Source organism: Nocardioides luti, assembly GCF_014212315.1.
GTDB lineage: Bacteria > Actinomycetota > Actinomycetes > Propionibacteriales > Nocardioidaceae > Nocardioides > Nocardioides luti.
The window spans coordinates 3,947,449-3,963,871 of record NZ_JACKXE010000001.1; the positions used below are offsets into that span (position 1 = coordinate 3,947,449).

General features: G+C 73.2%; 13 protein-coding genes. 8 read left to right on the forward strand and 5 right to left on the reverse strand.

The annotated features are described in order from the left end of the window. Nucleotides 1–39: 39 nt before the first annotated feature. Nucleotides 40–1,149 (reverse strand): YihY/virulence factor BrkB family protein, encoded by a 1,110-nt coding sequence (locus tag H5V45_RS18715; protein WP_221634052.1) that lies wholly within the window; start codon nucleotides 1,147–1,149, stop codon nucleotides 40–42. Between the two features lie 109 nt (nucleotides 1,150–1,258). Here H5V45_RS18715 and H5V45_RS18720 point away from each other — a divergent pair, with 109 nt between their 5' ends. The 3 genes from H5V45_RS18720 to H5V45_RS18730 are packed head-to-tail and all read left to right on the forward strand — an operon-like array spanning nucleotide 1,259 to nucleotide 3,803. Beyond that, nucleotides 1,259–1,699, forward strand: a complete 441-nt coding sequence (locus H5V45_RS18720) for a GAF domain-containing protein (protein ID WP_185254331.1) — start codon at nucleotides 1,259–1,261, stop codon at nucleotides 1,697–1,699. 45 nt (nucleotides 1,700–1,744) lie between these two features. Then, nucleotides 1,745–2,179 carry an SRPBCC family protein gene (locus tag H5V45_RS18725; protein WP_185254332.1) on the forward strand — a complete coding sequence of 145 codons (435 nt, stop codon included), beginning with the start codon at nucleotides 1,745–1,747 and terminating at the stop codon, nucleotides 2,177–2,179. Nucleotides 2,180–2,201: 22 nt separating this feature from the next. Next, complete coding sequence (locus tag H5V45_RS18730; RefSeq protein WP_185254333.1) at nucleotides 2,202–3,803, forward strand: phytoene desaturase family protein; 1,602 nt, start codon at nucleotides 2,202–2,204, stop codon at nucleotides 3,801–3,803. On the opposite strand, the gene H5V45_RS18735 is transcribed toward H5V45_RS18730, so the two are convergent. Beyond that, a complete protein-coding gene (locus tag H5V45_RS18735; RefSeq protein WP_185254334.1) occupies nucleotides 3,785–4,780 on the reverse strand; it encodes a GNAT family N-acetyltransferase in 996 nt (331 codons plus the stop codon). The genes H5V45_RS18730 and H5V45_RS18735 overlap by 19 nt on opposite strands. Nucleotides 4,781–4,962: 182 nt before the next feature. On the opposite strand from H5V45_RS18735, the gene leuA reads away from it, so the two are divergent. Then, on the forward strand, nucleotides 4,963–6,681 hold the full coding sequence (gene leuA, locus H5V45_RS18740) for a 2-isopropylmalate synthase (RefSeq protein ID WP_246415926.1): 1,719 nt from the start codon (nucleotides 4,963–4,965) through the stop codon (nucleotides 6,679–6,681). An 82-nt stretch (nucleotides 6,682–6,763) separates the two neighbouring features. After that, nucleotides 6,764–7,381 carry a GDSL-type esterase/lipase family protein gene (locus H5V45_RS18745; protein ID WP_185254335.1) on the forward strand — a complete coding sequence of 206 codons (618 nt, stop codon included), beginning with the start codon at nucleotides 6,764–6,766 and terminating at the stop codon, nucleotides 7,379–7,381. 136 nt (nucleotides 7,382–7,517) lie between these two features. Here H5V45_RS18745 and H5V45_RS18750 read toward each other — a convergent pair whose 3' ends face one another. Beyond that, nucleotides 7,518–8,054 carry a hypothetical protein gene (locus tag H5V45_RS18750; RefSeq protein ID WP_185254336.1) on the reverse strand — a complete coding sequence of 179 codons (537 nt, stop codon included), beginning with the start codon at nucleotides 8,052–8,054 and terminating at the stop codon, nucleotides 7,518–7,520. A gap of 97 nt (nucleotides 8,055–8,151) precedes the next feature. On the opposite strand from H5V45_RS18750, the gene H5V45_RS18755 reads away from it, so the two are divergent. After that, a complete protein-coding gene (locus H5V45_RS18755) occupies nucleotides 8,152–10,881 on the forward strand; it encodes a penicillin acylase family protein (RefSeq protein ID WP_185254337.1) in 2,730 nt (909 codons plus the stop codon). A 28-nt stretch (nucleotides 10,882–10,909) separates the two neighbouring features. Here the strand turns inward: H5V45_RS18755 and H5V45_RS18760 are convergent, their stop codons facing one another. Together H5V45_RS18760 and H5V45_RS18765 are read right to left on the reverse strand one after the other, a co-directional pair. Further along, nucleotides 10,910–13,696, reverse strand: a complete 2,787-nt coding sequence (locus H5V45_RS18760) for an ATP-binding protein (RefSeq protein WP_185254338.1) — start codon at nucleotides 13,694–13,696, stop codon at nucleotides 10,910–10,912. 57 nt (nucleotides 13,697–13,753) lie between these two features. Continuing rightward, on the reverse strand, nucleotides 13,754–14,524 hold the full coding sequence (locus H5V45_RS18765) for a GNAT family N-acetyltransferase (RefSeq protein WP_185254339.1): 771 nt from the start codon (nucleotides 14,522–14,524) through the stop codon (nucleotides 13,754–13,756). A gap of 49 nt (nucleotides 14,525–14,573) precedes the next feature. Between H5V45_RS18765 and H5V45_RS18770 the strand changes: the two genes are divergently transcribed. Then, a complete protein-coding gene (locus H5V45_RS18770; RefSeq protein WP_185254340.1) occupies nucleotides 14,574–15,434 on the forward strand; it encodes an alpha/beta fold hydrolase in 861 nt (286 codons plus the stop codon). A gap of 183 nt (nucleotides 15,435–15,617) precedes the next feature. Further along, entirely contained in the window at nucleotides 15,618–16,358 is a 741-nt protein-coding gene (gene recO / locus H5V45_RS18775) for a DNA repair protein RecO (RefSeq protein ID WP_185254341.1), read from the forward strand. The last annotated feature ends 65 nt before the right edge of the window (nucleotides 16,359–16,423 follow it).

Below are 16,423 nucleotides of genomic sequence, written 5' to 3' on the forward strand. Positions count from 1 at the left end.
CGATCGTCGCACCGCGCGGTGCCCGGCCGGCACCGAGGGTCACCGGTCGGCCGGGTCCTCGCGGACCTCGTCGCCGTCCGGCCCGACGTGGCGGTGGGCGAGACGGTGGTTGCGCACCCGCAGCTCGCGCCCACGGCGTACGTCGTCGAGCTCCTTCTTCTTCGCCTTCTCGATGTTCCGGGTGTCGCGCGGCGGCAGCTGGATCGACTCCTCGGCGGCGATGCCCGACTGCAGCTCGCGGCCGCGCTCGAGCTCGGCGTCCAGCTCGGCGCCGAAGAGCAGCGCGAGGTTGGTGAGCCACAGCCACAGCAGGAAGGCGATGACCCCGCCGAGCGAGCCGTAGGTCTTGTCGTAGGAGGAGAAGTTCGCGACGTAGAAGCCGAAGGCGACCGACAGCAGGATCCAGGTGACGATCGCCAGGACCGCGCCGACGCTGACCCAGCGGAACTTCGGCTGCTTCACGTTGGGGGTCGCGTAGTAGAGGAGCGCGACGATCAGCACGACGACGCCCAGCAGCACCGGCCACTTCACGATGTTCCACACCAGGACGACGGTGGAGCCGAGGCCGATGGCGTCGCCGACCGCCGTCGCCACCGGCCCGGTGACGACCAGGGCAAGCAGTACGGCGGCGGTGAGGACGACCAGCACGAGGGTCAGCACGAGCTGGACCGGGCGCAGCTTCCACACCGGTCGGCCCTCGTCGATCTCGTAGACCCGGTTCATCGCGCGCCCGAAGGCGCCGACGTACCCGCTCGCGGACCACAGCGCGCCGGCCAGCCCGAGCACCAGCGCGAGCCCCGCCGACGGCGAGTCCGCCATCGACACGAGGGTCGGCCGGATGCTGTCGACCAGCGAGCCGCCGCCGAGCCGGTCGATGACGCGCAGCACCTCCTTGACGGCCTGCGGACCCTGCCCGACGACCCCGAGGATCGAGGTGAGCGCGATCGCGGCGGGGAACAGCGCCAGCACGGAGTAGTAGGTGAGGGCGGCGGCGAGGTCCGTGCACTGGTCCTTGGAGAACTCCCGGACCGTCTTGCGCAGGACGTAGCGGCGCGAGTGGGAGTCCAGATCGGTGGGGGAGTCCACCTTGTCCCCGGCCTCGGGGTCCGCGTGCTCGGACGGCTTCTGGTCGCTCTTCGTCGTGTCCATGCCGAGGCCGTACCCGCGTCCGATCGCCCTACGCGCTCGCGACGCCGTGACCACCTGCACGCAGGCTGACTGCCGCGCGCGGCAGTCTGGACGGATGCAGACTGGTCGGATGGAGTCCTACCGCGCCCCGATGCGTTCGCGACGCGACGACGTCGAGGCGTCCCTCGCGGTCGAACGCGCCCTGGCGCTCGGCCTCTGCGGGATCGGCGGGCGCCTCGAGCGGATCCCGCGCGACCTGCGCGACGCGCTCGACCTGACCGCCCGGGAGCACGACGAACGGACGGCCCGTCGACTGGAACGGTTCGCCGCCGTGCCCGAGGGCTCCACCGTGTGGACGCGGGACCCGGACGGGCGCTTCGTCGCCGGCACACTGAGCGGGCCGTGGCGCTACGACACCGAGCCGGCGGCGTACGCCGCAGACCTCGTCCACGTCCGCGCCTGCGCCTGGGGCGAGCCTCGTGAGGAGCACCGCACTCCGGCGGCAGTCGTCGCGACGTTTCGCCGGGGTGGACGCAACTTCCAGCGGATCACGGCGCTGGACGTCGTGTGACCGCACGAACGGCGTACTTCGTCGACCGGTGGGCACGGAGATCGCATGAGCACCAACACCCGCGTCATGCATGCCACCCCCGAGCAGGTCTGGGAGGTGCTCGCCGACGGCTGGCTCTACCCCTTGTGGGTGGTCGGGGCCTCCCGGATGCGCGAGGTCGACGAGGACTGGCCGGCCGTCGGCAGCCGGATCCACCACTCGGTCGGGGCCTGGCCGCTGCTGATCGACGACCACACCGAGGTCCTCGACGCCACCCCCGGCGCGATGCTGAAGCTCAAGGCCAAGGCGTGGCCGACGGGCGCGGCGGAGGTCACTCTCCACCTGCGCGCCCGCGGCGCCGAGACCGAGGTCGTCATCGAGGAGCAGGCCGTCGACGGCCCTGCCGCGCTCCTGCCCAAGCCCCTGCAGGACCCCCCGCTGCGCTGGCGCAATGTCGAGGCGCTGCGGCGCCTCGCCTACGTGTGCGAGCGCCGGCCTTGAGGGCACCGGTGAGACTGGCGCCATGACCACCCGCTCGTACGACGTCGTGGTGATCGGGGCCGGACCCAACGGCCTGGTCGCGGCCAACCACCTGGCCGACGCCGGCTGGTCGGTGCTGGTGCTCGAGGCCCAGCCCGACGTCGGCGGCGCGGTGCGCAGCGCCCGCGACGTCGACCCCGACTTCGTGCACGACACCTTCAGCGCGTTCTACCCGCTGTCGGCCGCCTCGCCGTTCCTGCGGGCCATGCGGCTCGAGGAGCACGGTCTCACCTGGGCGCACGCACCGGCCGTCCTCGGCCACCCGACGCCGGACGGCGGCTGGGCGCTGCTGCACCGCGACCGCGCGGTGACCGCAGCCGGCTTCGACGCCGCGCACCCGGGGGACGGCGAGGCCTGGCTGGCCCTGTGCGCCGAGTGGGACCGGATCGGCCCCGCGCTGGTCGGGGGACTGCTCACGCCGTTCCCCCCGGTGCGTGCGGGCCTGCGCGGGCTCGCGGCGCTGCCGTCGGTCGGCGGGCTGTCGTTCGTCCGCACCCTGCTCACCCCGGCTGCCGAGCTCGGCCGCTCCCGCTTCGGCGGTGTCGGACCGGCGCTGCTGCTGGCCGGCAACGCCGGGCACGCGGACATCCCGCTCGACGCCACCGGCTCCGGCCTGATGGGCCTGCTGATGACGATGCTCGGCCAGACCGTCGGCTTCCCGGTGCCGGTCGGGGGCGCCGGCCGGCTCACCGAGGCGCTCGCGTCCCGGCTGCGCTCGCTCGGCGGGGAGGTCGAGTGCTCGACCCCGGTGACCCGGGTCGACGTCGAGGGCGGGCGCGCCACCGGTGTCCGCACGGCCGACGGCGAGCGCATCACGGCGAGGCGGGCGGTCGTGGCCGACGTGGTCGCGCCGAGGTTGTACGGCGGGCTGGTGCCGACCGAGGACCTGCCCGCACGCGTCGTCAAGGGGATGCGGGCCTTCCAGCTCGACCCCTCGACGGTCAAGGTCGACTGGGCGCTGGACGGGCCGGTGCCGTGGGCCTCGGAGCCGGCGTACGCGCCCGGCACGGTGCACGTCGGCGACTCCGTGGAGAAGATGTCCGAGGCCTTCAGCCAGGTCGCCGCACGCGCGGTGCCGGCGGAGCCGATGCTGCTCGCCGGCCAGATGACCACCACGGACCCCACCCGCTCGCCCGCGGGCACGGAGTCCTTCTGGGCCTACACGCACGTCCCGCAGGACGTCCGCACGGACGCCGGGGAGGGCGGCATCCGGGGCGTCTGGGACCGCGACGACTGCGAGCGCTTCGCCGACCGGATGCAGGCGCGGCTCGAGCGGCTGGCCCCGGGCTTCGGTTCACGGGTCCGGACCCGGCGGGTGCTCGGCCCGCGCGAGCTCGAGGCCCGCAACGCCAACCTCGTCGGCGGCTCGATCGGCGGTGGGACGGCCCAGCTGCACCAGGAGCTGGTGTTCCGCCCGGTGCCCGGGCTGGGGCGCGCCGAGACCGGCATCGCCGGGCTCTACCTCGGGTCGTCGTCCGCGCACCCCGGCGGCGGCGTGCACGGGGCCCCGGGGATGAACGCCGCCCGCGCCGCGCTCGCGCACGCCCGGCTGGCGCGGCTGAACCCTCAGACCTGGCGGCGGTAGCCCACGTGCGTCGCGATCACCCGGCAGCCCAGCCGCTCGTTGACCGCGATCATGTGGTGGTTGTCGGTGGCGTTCCAGGTGTCGGTCGCGCCGACCTCGGGCCGCTCGGCGGCCAGCAAGCGGAGCATCTCGCACTTCATCAGCAGGCCGAGCCGGTGCCCGCGGTGCGCCCGCACGACGGTCGTGTCCTCCTGGAAGGCCACGGCGGGGGCGAACTCGTCGACGCACAGCAGCGACATCCCGGCCCACGCGCCGGTGGCGGTGTGGCGCGCCAGCACGCGGTACGTCGTCTGGTGGCGGCGCACCATCGAGGCGTCGTACGTCCGGACCCGCTCGGCGTCCCAGACGTCCGGCTCCATGCCCTCGTCGGCGGGCGCGTCGTTGATCGCCTCGTGCAGCGCGACGAGGTCCGGCACCATCGCCTCGTCGGCCGGCCCGACGACCCGCACGAGCTCGTAGCCCGCCGCCGCTGTCGCGGCCTCGGCGTACACCGCTTCCCAGCGGGACGGGTCGTCGTGCAGGTCGAGACGGCGTACGGCGTAGGGGTGCTGCCCGGCGGTGGTGAAGCCCTGCGCCTCGAGGAAGCCGGTGCCGTCGGTGCCCTGCCAGGCGCCGGTCGTCAGCTGGGTGCGGCCGTGCTCGCGCGCGAAGGCGGTCATCCGCTCCAGCAGCGCGGCGCCCACGCCGGTCCGGCGGTGCGCGGGCGTCACGATCGCGCGCAGCGACGCGAGGTCGCGGTTGTCGAGGAACGGCAGCTCGACCAGGCCCCAGCCCACCGGTGCGTCGAGCGTGCCGGCGACCCAGACCGCGTCCACCGGCCGACCGTTGTTGCCGTGCTGCAGGGAGAACATCCGCGAGGGTCCCGACTGCACGGGGAGCTCGAGGCCGGCGTGCTCGTGCGAGGCCCGGTCGACGGCCACCATCCGCTCGGCGAGGTCGAGCTCGAGGTCGCGGGGGTCGAGCAGCTGGAGGTCCACGGGCGCAGTCTCGCTTCCCGAACGCCGCGGGGCCACCTGATTCCGTGCGCGCTACAGTGGCGAGGTCATGATGCGCCAGCTGCTTCTTCGCTGCCGCAGCGAGGTCTGAGCCAGAGCCGGACCACCTCGCTGCGGAGTGCTCGCGTGCGACCGGCCACCAGCACCGACCAGTCGAGGACCCCATGACCATCCCCACGCAGAAGCCCAGCGGCATGCCGGTCGAGCGCTACCACGCGTTCCCCCCGATCGACCTGCCCGACCGCACCTGGCCCAGCGCCACCATCACCCAGGCGCCGCGGTGGCTCTCCACCGACCTGCGCGACGGCAACCAGGCCCTCATCGACCCGATGACGCCGGCCCGCAAGATGAAGATGTTCGACCTGCTCGTGGCCATGGGCTACAAGGAGATCGAGGTCGGCTTCCCGTCGGCCAGCGAGACCGACTTCTCGTTCGTGCGCCAGCTCATCGAGCAGGACCGGATCCCCGACGACGTCACGATCTCGGTGCTGACGCAGGCCCGCGAGGACCTGATCGAGCGCAGCGTGCAGTCGCTCGTCGGCGTACCCCGCGCCAACATCCACCTCTACAACGCGCTCGCGCCGCTGTTCCGCCGCGTGGTCTTCCACGCCGGCAAGGACGAGATCAAGGACATCGCGGTCCGCGGCACCGAGCTGGTCATGAAGTACGGCGAGAACCACCTCGACATGACCGTGATCGGCTACGAGTACAGCCCCGAGATCTTCACCTCGACCGAGCTGCCGTTCAGCCTCGAGGTCTGCGAGGCCGTCTCCGACGTGTGGCAGCCGGAGGACGGTCGCGAGATCATCCTCAACCTGCCGGCCACGGTCGAGTCCGCGACGCCCAACGTCTACGCCGACCAGATCGAGTGGTTCTCCCGCCAGCTCACCCGGCGCGAGAGCACCGTCATCTCGCTGCACCCGCACAACGACCGCGGCACCGCCGTCGCCGCCACCGAGCTGGCCATGATGGCCGGTGCCGACCGCGTCGAGGGCTGCCTCTTCGGCCACGGCGAGCGCACCGGCAACGTCTGCCTGGTGACCCTCGGCATGAACCTCTTCAGCCAGGGCGTCGACCCGATGATCGACTTCTCCCTGGGCGGGCAGGGGATCGACGAGATCCGCCGCACGGTGGAGTACTGCACGCAGCTGCCGGTCCACCCGCGCCACCCCTACGCGGGCGACCTCGTCTACACGGCCTTCTCCGGCTCCCACCAGGACGCCATCAAGAAGGGCCTCGAGGACCTGGAGCGCCAGGCCGCGGAGCAGGGCGTGCCGGTCGGGCAGCTGCCGTGGGAGGCGCCGTACCTCCCCATCGACCCGAAGGACGTCGGCCGCTCCTACGAGGCGGTCATCCGCGTCAACAGCCAGTCCGGCAAGGGCGGCGTGGCCTACATCCTCAAGGCCGAGCACAAGCTGGACCTGCCGCGCCGCGCGCAGATCGAGTTCAGCCGGGTCGTGCAGGAGCGCACCGACGCCGACGGCGGCGAGATGTCGCCGGAGACGATCTGGGACGTGTTCTCCTCGGAGTACCTCCACCGCGAGGCACCCCTCAAGCTCGACTCGGTGCACACCTCGTCGGCCGCGGGGGAGAAGGACGCGCTCACGACGCAGGTGTACGTCGACGGCGAGCTCACCACGCTCGAGGGCACCGGCAACGGCCCGATCGCGGCCTTCGTCAACGCGATCAACGAGCTGCCGAACGAGTTCGACGTGCGGGTCCTCGACTACGCCGAGCACGCCCTGTCGTCCGGCGGCGACGCCATCGCGGCGGCGTACGTCGAGTGCGCCGTCGGCGACCAGATCCTCTGGGGCGTCGGCCTCGACGCCAACATCGTGACCGCGTCGCTCAAGGCGGTCATCTCGGCGGTCAACCGCGCGTAGCAGCGCCGCTCGGCCCCGACGAAGGAGGATCTCCGGCACCTGGTGCCGGAGATCCTCCTTCGTCGCGTCCTAGAGTGCACCGGTGCCGACCGATTCCCGCGCGAGGAAGCATCCGACCGCCGTCTTCTACGGCGACTCCATCGTCACGGGCTGGCGGGGTACGACGACACCGACCGCCCGGTGGACTGGGCTCGTCTGCGCCGAGCTGGGCTGGCGCGGCGTCGACCTCGCCGTCGACGGCATGGGGTGGTTCCGCAGGCGAGGTCCGCGCGACACCGCCGGCGAGCTGACCCCCTCGGCGACGGACACGACTCTCCTGGACGCCGCTATCCACCTGGCCCCGGACGTCGTCGTCACCTGCCTGGCCGCGAACGACGCCGGCTTCGTCGACCACCACGCGGACGAGATCCGCGCCAGCATGCGCCGCGACCTCATCCGGCTGCGCAACGAGCTCCCGGGCGTGCCCGTCGTGGTGACGGCGTACGTTCCTGCCCGCGCGACATCGCAACGACTCACGACGGTCCTCGACTGGCTCGTCGCCACGGCGAAGGAGCTGGGTCTGGTCCACGCCGAGGACTCCGCGCACGCCGTCGGCGACGACCCGGACCTGCTGTGCGACGACGGGATCCATCCCAACGACGCCGGTCACGCGGCGCTCGCGGCCAGCGTCCTGCCGACTCTTCGACGCCTCGTCCTCTGACGCATGGCGGCAGAGGCTCGGCTCGCGGGCCTCTGCTTCATCACGGGATGCAGGCGGAGTCCTGCTTCCCATGGCGAATTCACCGTGGGAGGCACTGCTTCACCTGCATCCCGTGATGAAGCGAGCGTCGCTCGCCTCAGGCGTCCTCGGGCGGCTCGGTGGGGGCGACGACGGTCGGGCCGGAGCCGTCGCCGAAGCACAGCGCGCCGCCGTACGCCGTCCCGGACCCGGGCCGCACGAAGGTGACGCACGTGGTGCTGACCGAGGAGCCCTCGGCGCCGCTGGGGCCGAAGCCGGGTACGTCGACGTGCTCGCGCACCACCATCACCGCGCGCCCCTCGACACCGGCGTCACCCCCGGTCACGTCGGCCCGGCAGAGGAACGGGGCGTCGCCACCGTAGCCCGCCATCGTGCCGCGCTCGCGCGCCCGGTCCAGGTCGCGCGCGACGGGCCGGCCGACGGCGGTGACGACCACGCCCGCGCGGGAGCGGAGCAGGTCGGTGAAGCCCTCGGGGAGGTCGACCGCGGCGGCGGGGTCGGTCAGGGTCCGGCACGGTCCGGAAGCGGCGGCGGCCGGGCCCGCGGACGGCCCGACGGGGCGGTGGTCCATGCCCGCCCACGCGGTCGCGGCGAGGGCCACGGCACCCAGCGCGACGAGCGGTCGGACCAGCATGGGACGAGTCTGCCCGACACGGGGTTAACGGGTCGTAACCTCGCGGCCCCCGGGGTCGTTGTGCACGAGGTCACACCCCCCAGCACCAGGAGCCCCGATGCGCCGTACTGCCTGTGCCGCCGCCGTCCTCGCCGCCGCCACGGCGCTGGCGGGACTGACCCCGATCGCGGCCGGCAGCGCCGCGCCGGCGGCCGCGGGCGACGATCCCTACGGCCGGCTCTACAACATCCTGCCGCCGGGCTCGAACGGCACGACGACGGCGACGGACCTCCTCCAGCTCGGCGGCTCCACCACCGCGACGCCGACCACGCCGAAGAACTTCGCCGACCAGCTCGAGATGTACGACGGGTTGACGAAGGTCGACCCGTCCGCGATCACGCACGCCGACATCGAGCGGCTCTTCAAGACCGAGAACTTCACCCCCGACGAGGTCGTCAGCACCAGCACCCCGCGCGACGACGTCACCATCCAGCGCGACCGGTTCGGCGTGCCGTTCATCAACGGCACCACCTTCGAGGGCGTCGAGTTCGGCGCCGGCTACGCCTCCACCGAGGACCGGATGTTCCTCATGGACGTGCTGCGCCACACCGGCCAGGCCCGGCTCGCCGAGTTCGCCGGCGACACCCCCGGCAACGTCGCGATGGACCGCGCCCAGCTCGCGTCGGCGTACTACACGCCCGAGGAGGCGACGGCCCAGATCGACAGGGCGGCCGCCAACGCCGGACCCGCCGGGCCGAAGCTGATCGCCGCGGTCGACGCCTACCTCGAGGGCGTGAACGCCGCCCAGGACGCGATGTGCCCGACGGTGGCCGCACCGTCCTGCCCGGTCGAGTACGCCGCGCTCCAGAAGCAGCCCGAGCCGTGGACCCGCGCCGACATCGTCTACGTCGCCTCGCTGGTCGGCGGCATCTTCGGCAAGGGCGGCGGCCACGAGGTGCAGAACGCCGCCTGGCTCCAGGCGCTGACCAAGAAGTTCGGGCCGCGCAAGGCCCGCACGGTCTACGACGACCTGCGCGAGAAGAACGACCCCGAGGCGCCGTCCACCTCGGAGATCCGCACGCCGTACGAGACCGGCGGCATCAAGCCCGGCAAGCCCGGCGTCGCCCTGCCGGACGTCGGCGGGAAGACCGCCCCCGGCTCGGGCGACCCGACCTCGCGCTCGGCAGCCGTCCCGGCAGCCCCGCGGGGCGCCGGCTCCGGGGCCGGCACGATCGACCTCCCCGACGGCACCACCATCGACCTGGCGCTCGAGCGCCACGGGATGAGCAACGCCGTCCTCCTCGACGCGGCGCACAGCGCCACCGGGAAGCCGCTGGCCGTGATGGGCCCGCAGACCGGCTACTACGCGCCCCAGCTGCTGACCGAGGAGGTCCTCAACGGTCCGGGCATCCAGGCCCGGGGCGTCGCCTTCGCCGGCACCAACCTGTTCGTCCAGCTCGGCCGCGGCGTCGACTACGCGTGGTCGGCGACCAGCGCGGGCAGCGACAACGTCGACACCGTCGTCGAGCGGCTCTGCAACGAGGACGGCAGCAAGCCGACCGTCGACTCCACGTCGTACCGCGTGGGCAAGGCCTGCCGGCCGATCCAGCAGTTCACGCACAGCGAGACCACGACGCCCGGCGCCGGCTCGCAGAACCCGCCCAAGACCTACGAGTTCCAGGTCCTGCGCACCCGCCACGGCCTGGTCCAGGAGCGCACCACCGTGCACGGCAAGCCCGTCGCGATCGTGCTGCAGCGCTCGACCTACGGCCACGAGGTCGACTCGGTCCTCGGCTTCCAGGAGCTCAACGACCCCGGGTTCGTGACCGACGCCGAGAGCTTCCAGCGGGCCTCGAGCGACATCGACTACACCTTCAACTGGTTCTACGCCGACGACCAGGACATCTCCTACTACTCCTCGGGCCTGCTGCCGAAGCGCGCGAACGGCGTCGACTCCGACCTGCCCCGGTGGGGCGCGCGGAAGTACGACTGGAAGGGCTGGCTGTCGTACGCCGGTCACGCCCAGCAGACCAACCCGAAGCGTGGCTACCTGGTCAGCTGGAACAACAAGCCGGCGCCCGGCTTCGGTGCCGCCGACGACAACTTCAGCTACGGCTCGGTCTACCGCTCGCTCGCGCTCGAGAAGCGCCTGCAGGCGCAGCTCCGCAGGGGCAAGCTGACCATCGAGCAGATGGTCGGCGTGATGTCCGGCGGCGCGACCGCCGACTCGCGCGCGGCGTCCACCCTGCCCCTCCTGCTGCGCGTGATCGGCAAGGACCCCAGGACCGCCGCGGCGCGCACGCTGCTGAAGGCGTGGGTCGCCGACGGCGCCGAGCGCGTGGACCGCGACCGGGACGGCGCCTACGCCCACCAGGCCGCGATCGCGCTGTTCGACGACTGGTGGGAGCACGGCCGCAAGTCGGTCGCCTACACCGTGCTGCGCGGCGGGCTCGGCAGCAAGCTCGTGCACCAGCTGCCGCAGAAGCTCGACGACCACCCGCGCCAGGGCATCGGCTCCTCCTTCAACGGCGTCGCCTGGTACGGCTACGTCAACAAGGAGCTGCGCTCCGTGCTCGGCCAGCGCGTGGCGGCGCCGTACGACGTCTCCTACTGCGGCCGCGGCAAGCGCGCGGCGTGCCGCTCGGCGCTGCGGGCCTCGCTTGCTGCCGCGGTCACCCGGATGCTGAAGGAGCAGGGCGTGACCAAGGTCGGCGACCTGACCTACGACAAGTCCGAGGACGACATCCGCTCGGTCACGGCCGGCGTCGTCGGGGTCCGCCCGATCGACTGGCAGAACCGCCCGACCTTCCAGCAGGTCGTCGAGTTCACCGGCCACCGCCCCCGCTGACGACGGAGCGGCCCGGAGCGGCCCGGGGTCAGCGCGACCCGGGCCGCTTCAGCGGCAGCCGGACGGTGAACGTCGTGCCCTTGAGGTGCGCTGACTCCACACCGATCCGGCCGCCGTGGGCCGCGATGATCGCGGCCACGATCGACAGGCCCAGCCCGGTGCCCTGGATCGCCCGCTCCTGAGCGGTGGAGGAGCGGAAGAACTTCTGGAACAGCCCGGACTGCTCCTCCTCGGGGATCCCGATGCCGTCGTCGGCCACCACCAGCCACGCCTCGTCGGTGTGGTGCTCGATGCGGCAGCGGACCGTGCCGCCGTCGTCGGTGAACTTCACGGCGTTGCTGAGCAGGTTGATGAGGACCCGCTCGAGCTGGGCCCGGTCACCCATCACCACGACCGGCCCGTCGGGGCGCTCGATCTCGAAGGCCAGGTCCCGGGCGGTCAGCAGCGGGCGGACCGCCTCCTCGGCCGGGTCGAGGATGGTGACGAGGTCGAGGGTCTCGCGCTCCCAGTGCTGCGCGCCGGAGTCGAGGCCGCTGAGCAGGAGCAGGTCGTTGCAGATCACGATGAGCCGCTCGCCGTTGCGGGCGATCGTCCGCAGCAGTGGCAGCTGGTCGGGATCGGGGTCCACGATCGACCCGTCCGCCAGCATCTCGGTGTAGCCCACGATGCTCGTCACCGGCGTCCGCAGCTCGTGGCTCACCGTGGAGACGAACTCGTTCTTGGCCTCGTCGAGCTGGCGCAGCCGCTCCACGGCGGTCCGCTCCTTGTCGAGCGCCGCGACCAGCATCTCCTGGCTGTGCCGCTGCTCGGTGACGTCGCGCCCGACGCAGAGGAAGCCGACCTGCGCGGCGAAGGAGTCCGCCGCGACGCTCAGCGTCATCGCGACGGTGTGGTGCCGACCGCCGCTCGCGACCCAGGTCCAGTCGCGTGGCGTGGTCTCGCCGTCCGGGCCGACGCCACCGGTCAGGGCGGCGAAGGCGGTGTCCGCGCTGCGGGCGCCCGTGCGGGCGAGCAGCTGCTCGGGCTCGAGGAGCTGGGTGAAGGGCGTCCCGATCATGTCGTCGGGGTGGTAGCCCAGCAGGTGCTGGGCCCCGGAGTTGAAGACGGTGATCCGGCCGCGGGTGTCGATGCCGATGAGGGCGGTCGTGATCGCCGCCTGCAGCAGGTGGGACATCAGCCCCGCGGTGGCCCGCTCGGCCGTGACGTCGATGCCGGTCAGCACGACGTGGACGGGACGGTCCTGCTGGTCGCGCACGACGTTGTCGTTCCAGACGATGCGCAGCTTGTCGCCCCACTTGGTCGACGCGTCGGCCTCGCGCACGGCCGTCGCGTCGTCGCGTCTCGGCCCGTCGAGCAGGGAGGCGAGCTCGGTGGCGTACGCCGGGGCGATGGCGGTCTCCCACACGGGGCGGCCCAGGAGCTCGGCCTCGGTGAAGCCGGTCAGCTGGGTGGTGGCGGCGTTGACGCGGACGATCGTCCCGTCGAGGTCGGTCACCAGGATCAGGCAGGCGGTGGTGTCGAGGGTCGCGCTGGTGAGCTTCTCGGCGGCCTCGAGCTGGGTCCGCGCCTGGTGCTCCGCGGTCACGTCCTGGAGCTGGGCCGCGAAGACCGGGTCCGGCTCGCGGGACAGCAGCGACAGCGCGACGTTGATCCGGGCGCCCGGGCGCCCGACCAGGCCGGTCTGGGCCTTCCACCCCTCGAGGGTGCCGTCGAGCATCCGGCCGGCCACGACGTCGAGCTGCTCGGAGGTGTCCAGGATGTCGTCGAGGGAGCGCCCGACCAGCGGCTCGCCGTCGCCCCCGAGCAGCTGCGTGGCCGTGTCGTTGAGGTCGAAGATGTCGAGGCGGTCGCCGTCGCGCCGCATCAGCAGCATGCCGGCGAGCGACTCGGTGAAGTTGCGGCGGAAGAGCAGCTCGCTGCTGCTCACCCGGGCGAGCAGGTTGCGCCGCTGCTCGACCGCGATGGCCAGGGGCAGGGACATCAGCGCGGCGCAGAGGAGGTAACCCTGGGTCAGGGCGCCGGCCCCCGACGCATCGATCCGGCCCGTGGCGAGGCTGTCGCCGAAGGGGCCGAAGCCCCGCGCGGTCAGGAAGGTCGTCAGCGCCGCGAAGCCGGCCAGCTCCCAGGCGACGACGCGGATGTCGAAGCGGAGCGCGGCCCAGACCAGGAAGGGCAGCGCCATGAAGGTCAGGGACAGCGACTGCTGCGGCGAGAAGATCAGCAGGGTCACGACCGTCAGCGCCACTGCCTGCAGGACCAGCTCGAGGCGCTTGGTCGGAGGGTGCGCGTGGTGCAGGGTCATCGCCACCGGCACGAGCACCAGGGTCGAGGCGCCGTGCGAGGGGAAGACGGCCCGCCAGGTCTCGACGGCCGAGCCGTCGCCGACGACCAGGACGGTCAGCGTGGCGCCGGCCGCGATGGTGAGGCCGCCGAGCAGGGCGGCCTCGACCAGGCGCAGGAAGTCGTCCTGGGTGTCCAGCCGGGGGCGGCCGGTGGTGCCGCGCTGGAGGATCCACGCCGCCACGACGGCCTCGGCGGCGTTCGCGATCCCGAAGAGCAGCGAGACGTCGAGGTCGCGGCCGCCGGTCACGTTGGCGGCGCCGCTGAAGGCGACCACCCCCAGCGCCAGCGGCGGCCACCACGACCGCGGTGAGAGGGCGAGCAGGGCGACCGCGAGGCCCGCGGCGGGCCAGAACGTGGCCACCGGGTCGCCCTCGGGGGCGAAGAGGACGGCTCCGACGCCCGCGAGGTAGATCGCGAGCAGCATCCCGAGTGCCGTGCCCCACCGCGGGGGACGGACACCCGGAGTCGTCATGGGGCCCAGTCTCGACCAGCGGGGCCGACTCCGCGACTCCCCACGCGGGTGGCGCGCTCAGGAGCCCGTCGCGAGGATGCAGGCGGTGCCCACGCGCTCGAAGCCGAGGCGCTCGTAGACCCGGGCCGCGGCGTCCGAGCCGGCCGAGAGGAACGCCAGGTCGACGCCGGTGGCCCGGGCCGCGTCCACGAGCGTCGTGGTGACGGCCGAGCCGAGGCCCCGGCGGCGCGCGGACGGGACGACACCGATGCCGGTCAGCTCGGTCGTCGTGCCGCGCGGCGCGGTGGCGCCCCCGCCCACGACCCGGCCGCTCGCGTCGTACGCCGCCACGACGGCCAGCAGCCCCGCCCGGATGAGCTCCGGGCGCCGGCCGACGTCGTGCGGGCGGAGCTCGTCGCGCTCCCCGAAGCCCGCGCTCACGGCGGAGACCGTGGCCGGGAGGTCCGGGTCGTCGGCGGTCAGGACCCGGGTCCGGCCAGGACCGGTGGTCAGCGCGGTGCCGGGCGGCAGCGCCAGCAGCGGGCACAGCTCGAGGCGGTCCTCCTGGCCGGACTCCGCGAGCACCACCCGGACGGCCGGCAGCAGCGACGGCGTGACCTCGTCGACCCACTCGAGCGCCGGCGGCAGGCCGCGCTCGCGCTGCTGGTCCAGCACCCGGCGTACGTCGTCGTCTGTGAGGTCGGCGGTGCCGCCGAGCCGCGGCCGGGCGTAGAACTGCCACCCCGTGGCGGGGTCGGCGACGAACAGCGTGAAGGGCCCGACCTCCTCGACCGTCGCCGCGGCGCGCGGCACCGTGTCGTAGTAGGTCTCGATGTCGGCGAGTCTCATGTCGCCCACGCTCCCAGCCGGGAGCGGGTGGCGCGACTAGATTGCGGTCATGCTGGTCTCCGAGCGCATTGGACAGTTCTTCCTCGAGAGCGACTCCGGCCGCGACCGACTCGAGTACACCGAGTACGGCGCCGGCGACGCCTGGGTCGTGCTCCTGCACGGCCAGCTCATGCCGCGCCGCATGCAGCAGCCGCTCGCCCGGGCGCTGGCCGCCGAGGGACTGCACGTCGTCACGCTGGACCTGCTCGGGCACGGTCGTTCGGATCGGCCGGCCGACCCGCTCGTCTACTCGATGACCGCCTGGGCCGAGCAGGTCGTCGCCCTCCTCGACCATCTCGGCGCCCCCGAGGCGGTCGTCGGCGGCACCTCGCTGGGTGCCAACGTCTCGCTCGAGGTCGCGGTGCTCGCGCCCGAGCGGATCCGCGGCCTGGTCGTCGAGATGCCGGTGCTCAACAACGCGATCGAGGCGGGGATCATCGCGTTCGCGCCGCTGATGTTCGCGGCCCGCTTCCTGCCCTTCACCGTCAACGGCCTGCGGGTGCTGACCCGCCCGATCCCGCGCGGCCTGGTGCCGTTCTGGGTCGGGATCGGCCTCGACACGTGCAACCAGCGGGCCGACTCGGTCGCCGCCGTCGTGCACGGGCTCTTCTTCGGCCGGGTGGCGCCGTCCTCGAAGGAGCGCCGCCGGATCCAGGCGCCGGCGCTGGTCGTCGGCCACCCCGCCGACCCGATCCACCCGGCGGCGGACGCCGCCATGCTGGCCGAGGAGATGCCGAACGCGACCTTCGTCCGCGCCCGCAGCATCCTCGAGTGGCGGATCGCACCGGAGCGGCTGAACCGCGCGACCGCCGAGTTCGCGCTCACCTGCTGGAAGACGCCGCGTCGTTCGCGGCGGGCGGGTCGCGCCTGAGCCCGGTCCTCCGGGGTGCCGAGGCCCGGGCGACAGGAGGAAGTCGCCGGGCGGGGTGCTGCCCAGGCGTGGCGGCCGGCGGGACGCGGACTTCGTCCTGTCGGGCGGGCCGGTGCTGCTGCGGTGGGGCCGGATCGGTGTGCCGAGCCCCGATTCCGACCTACGGCGGGGGAGAATGAACCCGTGCCTCTCTACCGCGACGAGGCGATCGTGCTGCGCACCCACAAGCTGGGGGAGGCCGACCGCATCATCACCCTGCTGACCCGTCAGCACGGGCTGGTGCGCGCGGTCGCGAAGGGCGTGCGGCGTACGTCGTCGAAATTCGGCTCCCGGCTCGAGCCGTTCACCCACGTGGACCTGCAGCTCGCCGAGGGGCGCAACCTCGACATCATCACCCAGGCCGAGACGCTGTCGCCGTTCTCGTCGGGCCTCGGCGCGGACTACGAGCGCTACACCGCCGGCACCGTGATGCTGGAGACCGCCGACCGGCTGGTCGCCGAGGAGCGCGAGCCGTCGGTCCAGCAGTTCCTGCTGCTCGTCGGCGGGCTGCGCGCGATGGCCTCGGGGGAGCGGGCGCCCGGCCAGGTCCTCGACTCCTACCTGCTGCGCTCGCTCGCGGTCGCCGGCTACGCGCCGTCGTTCGACCACTGCGCCCGCTGCGGGACGCTGCCCTCGGAGGGGAACCGGCACCGCTGGTTCAACCCGTCCATGGGCGGCATCCTCTGCGCCACCTGCCGGGTCCCCGGCTCGGCCAGCCCCGCCCCCGACACCGTGGCCGTCCTCGGGGCCCTGCTCGCCGGCGACTGGCCGGTCGTCGAGGCGACCGACGCCCGCAGCCTCAAGGAGGCCAGCACCCTGGTCTCGGCGTACCTCGCCTGGCACCTCGAGCGCGCCCTGCGCTCGATGGCCTACGTCGAGCGCTGATCGCGGCCGCGGAGCGGACGCGATGATGGTGGTCGAGCGAGCCGTCGTCGCCGAGCCTGCGAGGC

Bases quoted from the DNA above. Each gene is read 5' to 3' on its own strand.
- H5V45_RS18770 (WP_185254340.1), top strand. From the start codon at position 14,574: ATGCTGGTCTCCGAGCGCATTGGACAGTTCTTCCTCGAGAGCGACTCC.
- H5V45_RS18750 (WP_185254336.1), bottom strand. From the start codon at position 8,054: ATGCTGGTCCGACCGCTCGTCGCGCTGGGTGCCGTGGCCCTCGCCGCG.
- H5V45_RS18725 (WP_185254332.1), top strand. From the start codon at position 1,745: ATGAGCACCAACACCCGCGTCATGCATGCCACCCCCGAGCAGGTCTGG.
- H5V45_RS18760 (WP_185254338.1), bottom strand. From the start codon at position 13,696: ATGACGACTCCGGGTGTCCGTCCCCCGCGGTGGGGCACGGCACTCGGG.
- H5V45_RS18730 (WP_185254333.1), top strand. From the start codon at position 2,202: ATGACCACCCGCTCGTACGACGTCGTGGTGATCGGGGCCGGACCCAAC.
- H5V45_RS18715 (WP_221634052.1), bottom strand. From the start codon at position 1,149: ATGGACACGACGAAGAGCGACCAGAAGCCGTCCGAGCACGCGGACCCC.
- H5V45_RS18720 (WP_185254331.1), top strand. From the start codon at position 1,259: ATGGAGTCCTACCGCGCCCCGATGCGTTCGCGACGCGACGACGTCGAG.
- H5V45_RS18765 (WP_185254339.1), bottom strand. From the start codon at position 14,524: ATGAGACTCGCCGACATCGAGACCTACTACGACACGGTGCCGCGCGCC.
- H5V45_RS18755 (WP_185254337.1), top strand. From the start codon at position 8,152: ATGCGCCGTACTGCCTGTGCCGCCGCCGTCCTCGCCGCCGCCACGGCG.
- leuA (WP_246415926.1), top strand. From the start codon at position 4,963: ATGACCATCCCCACGCAGAAGCCCAGCGGCATGCCGGTCGAGCGCTAC.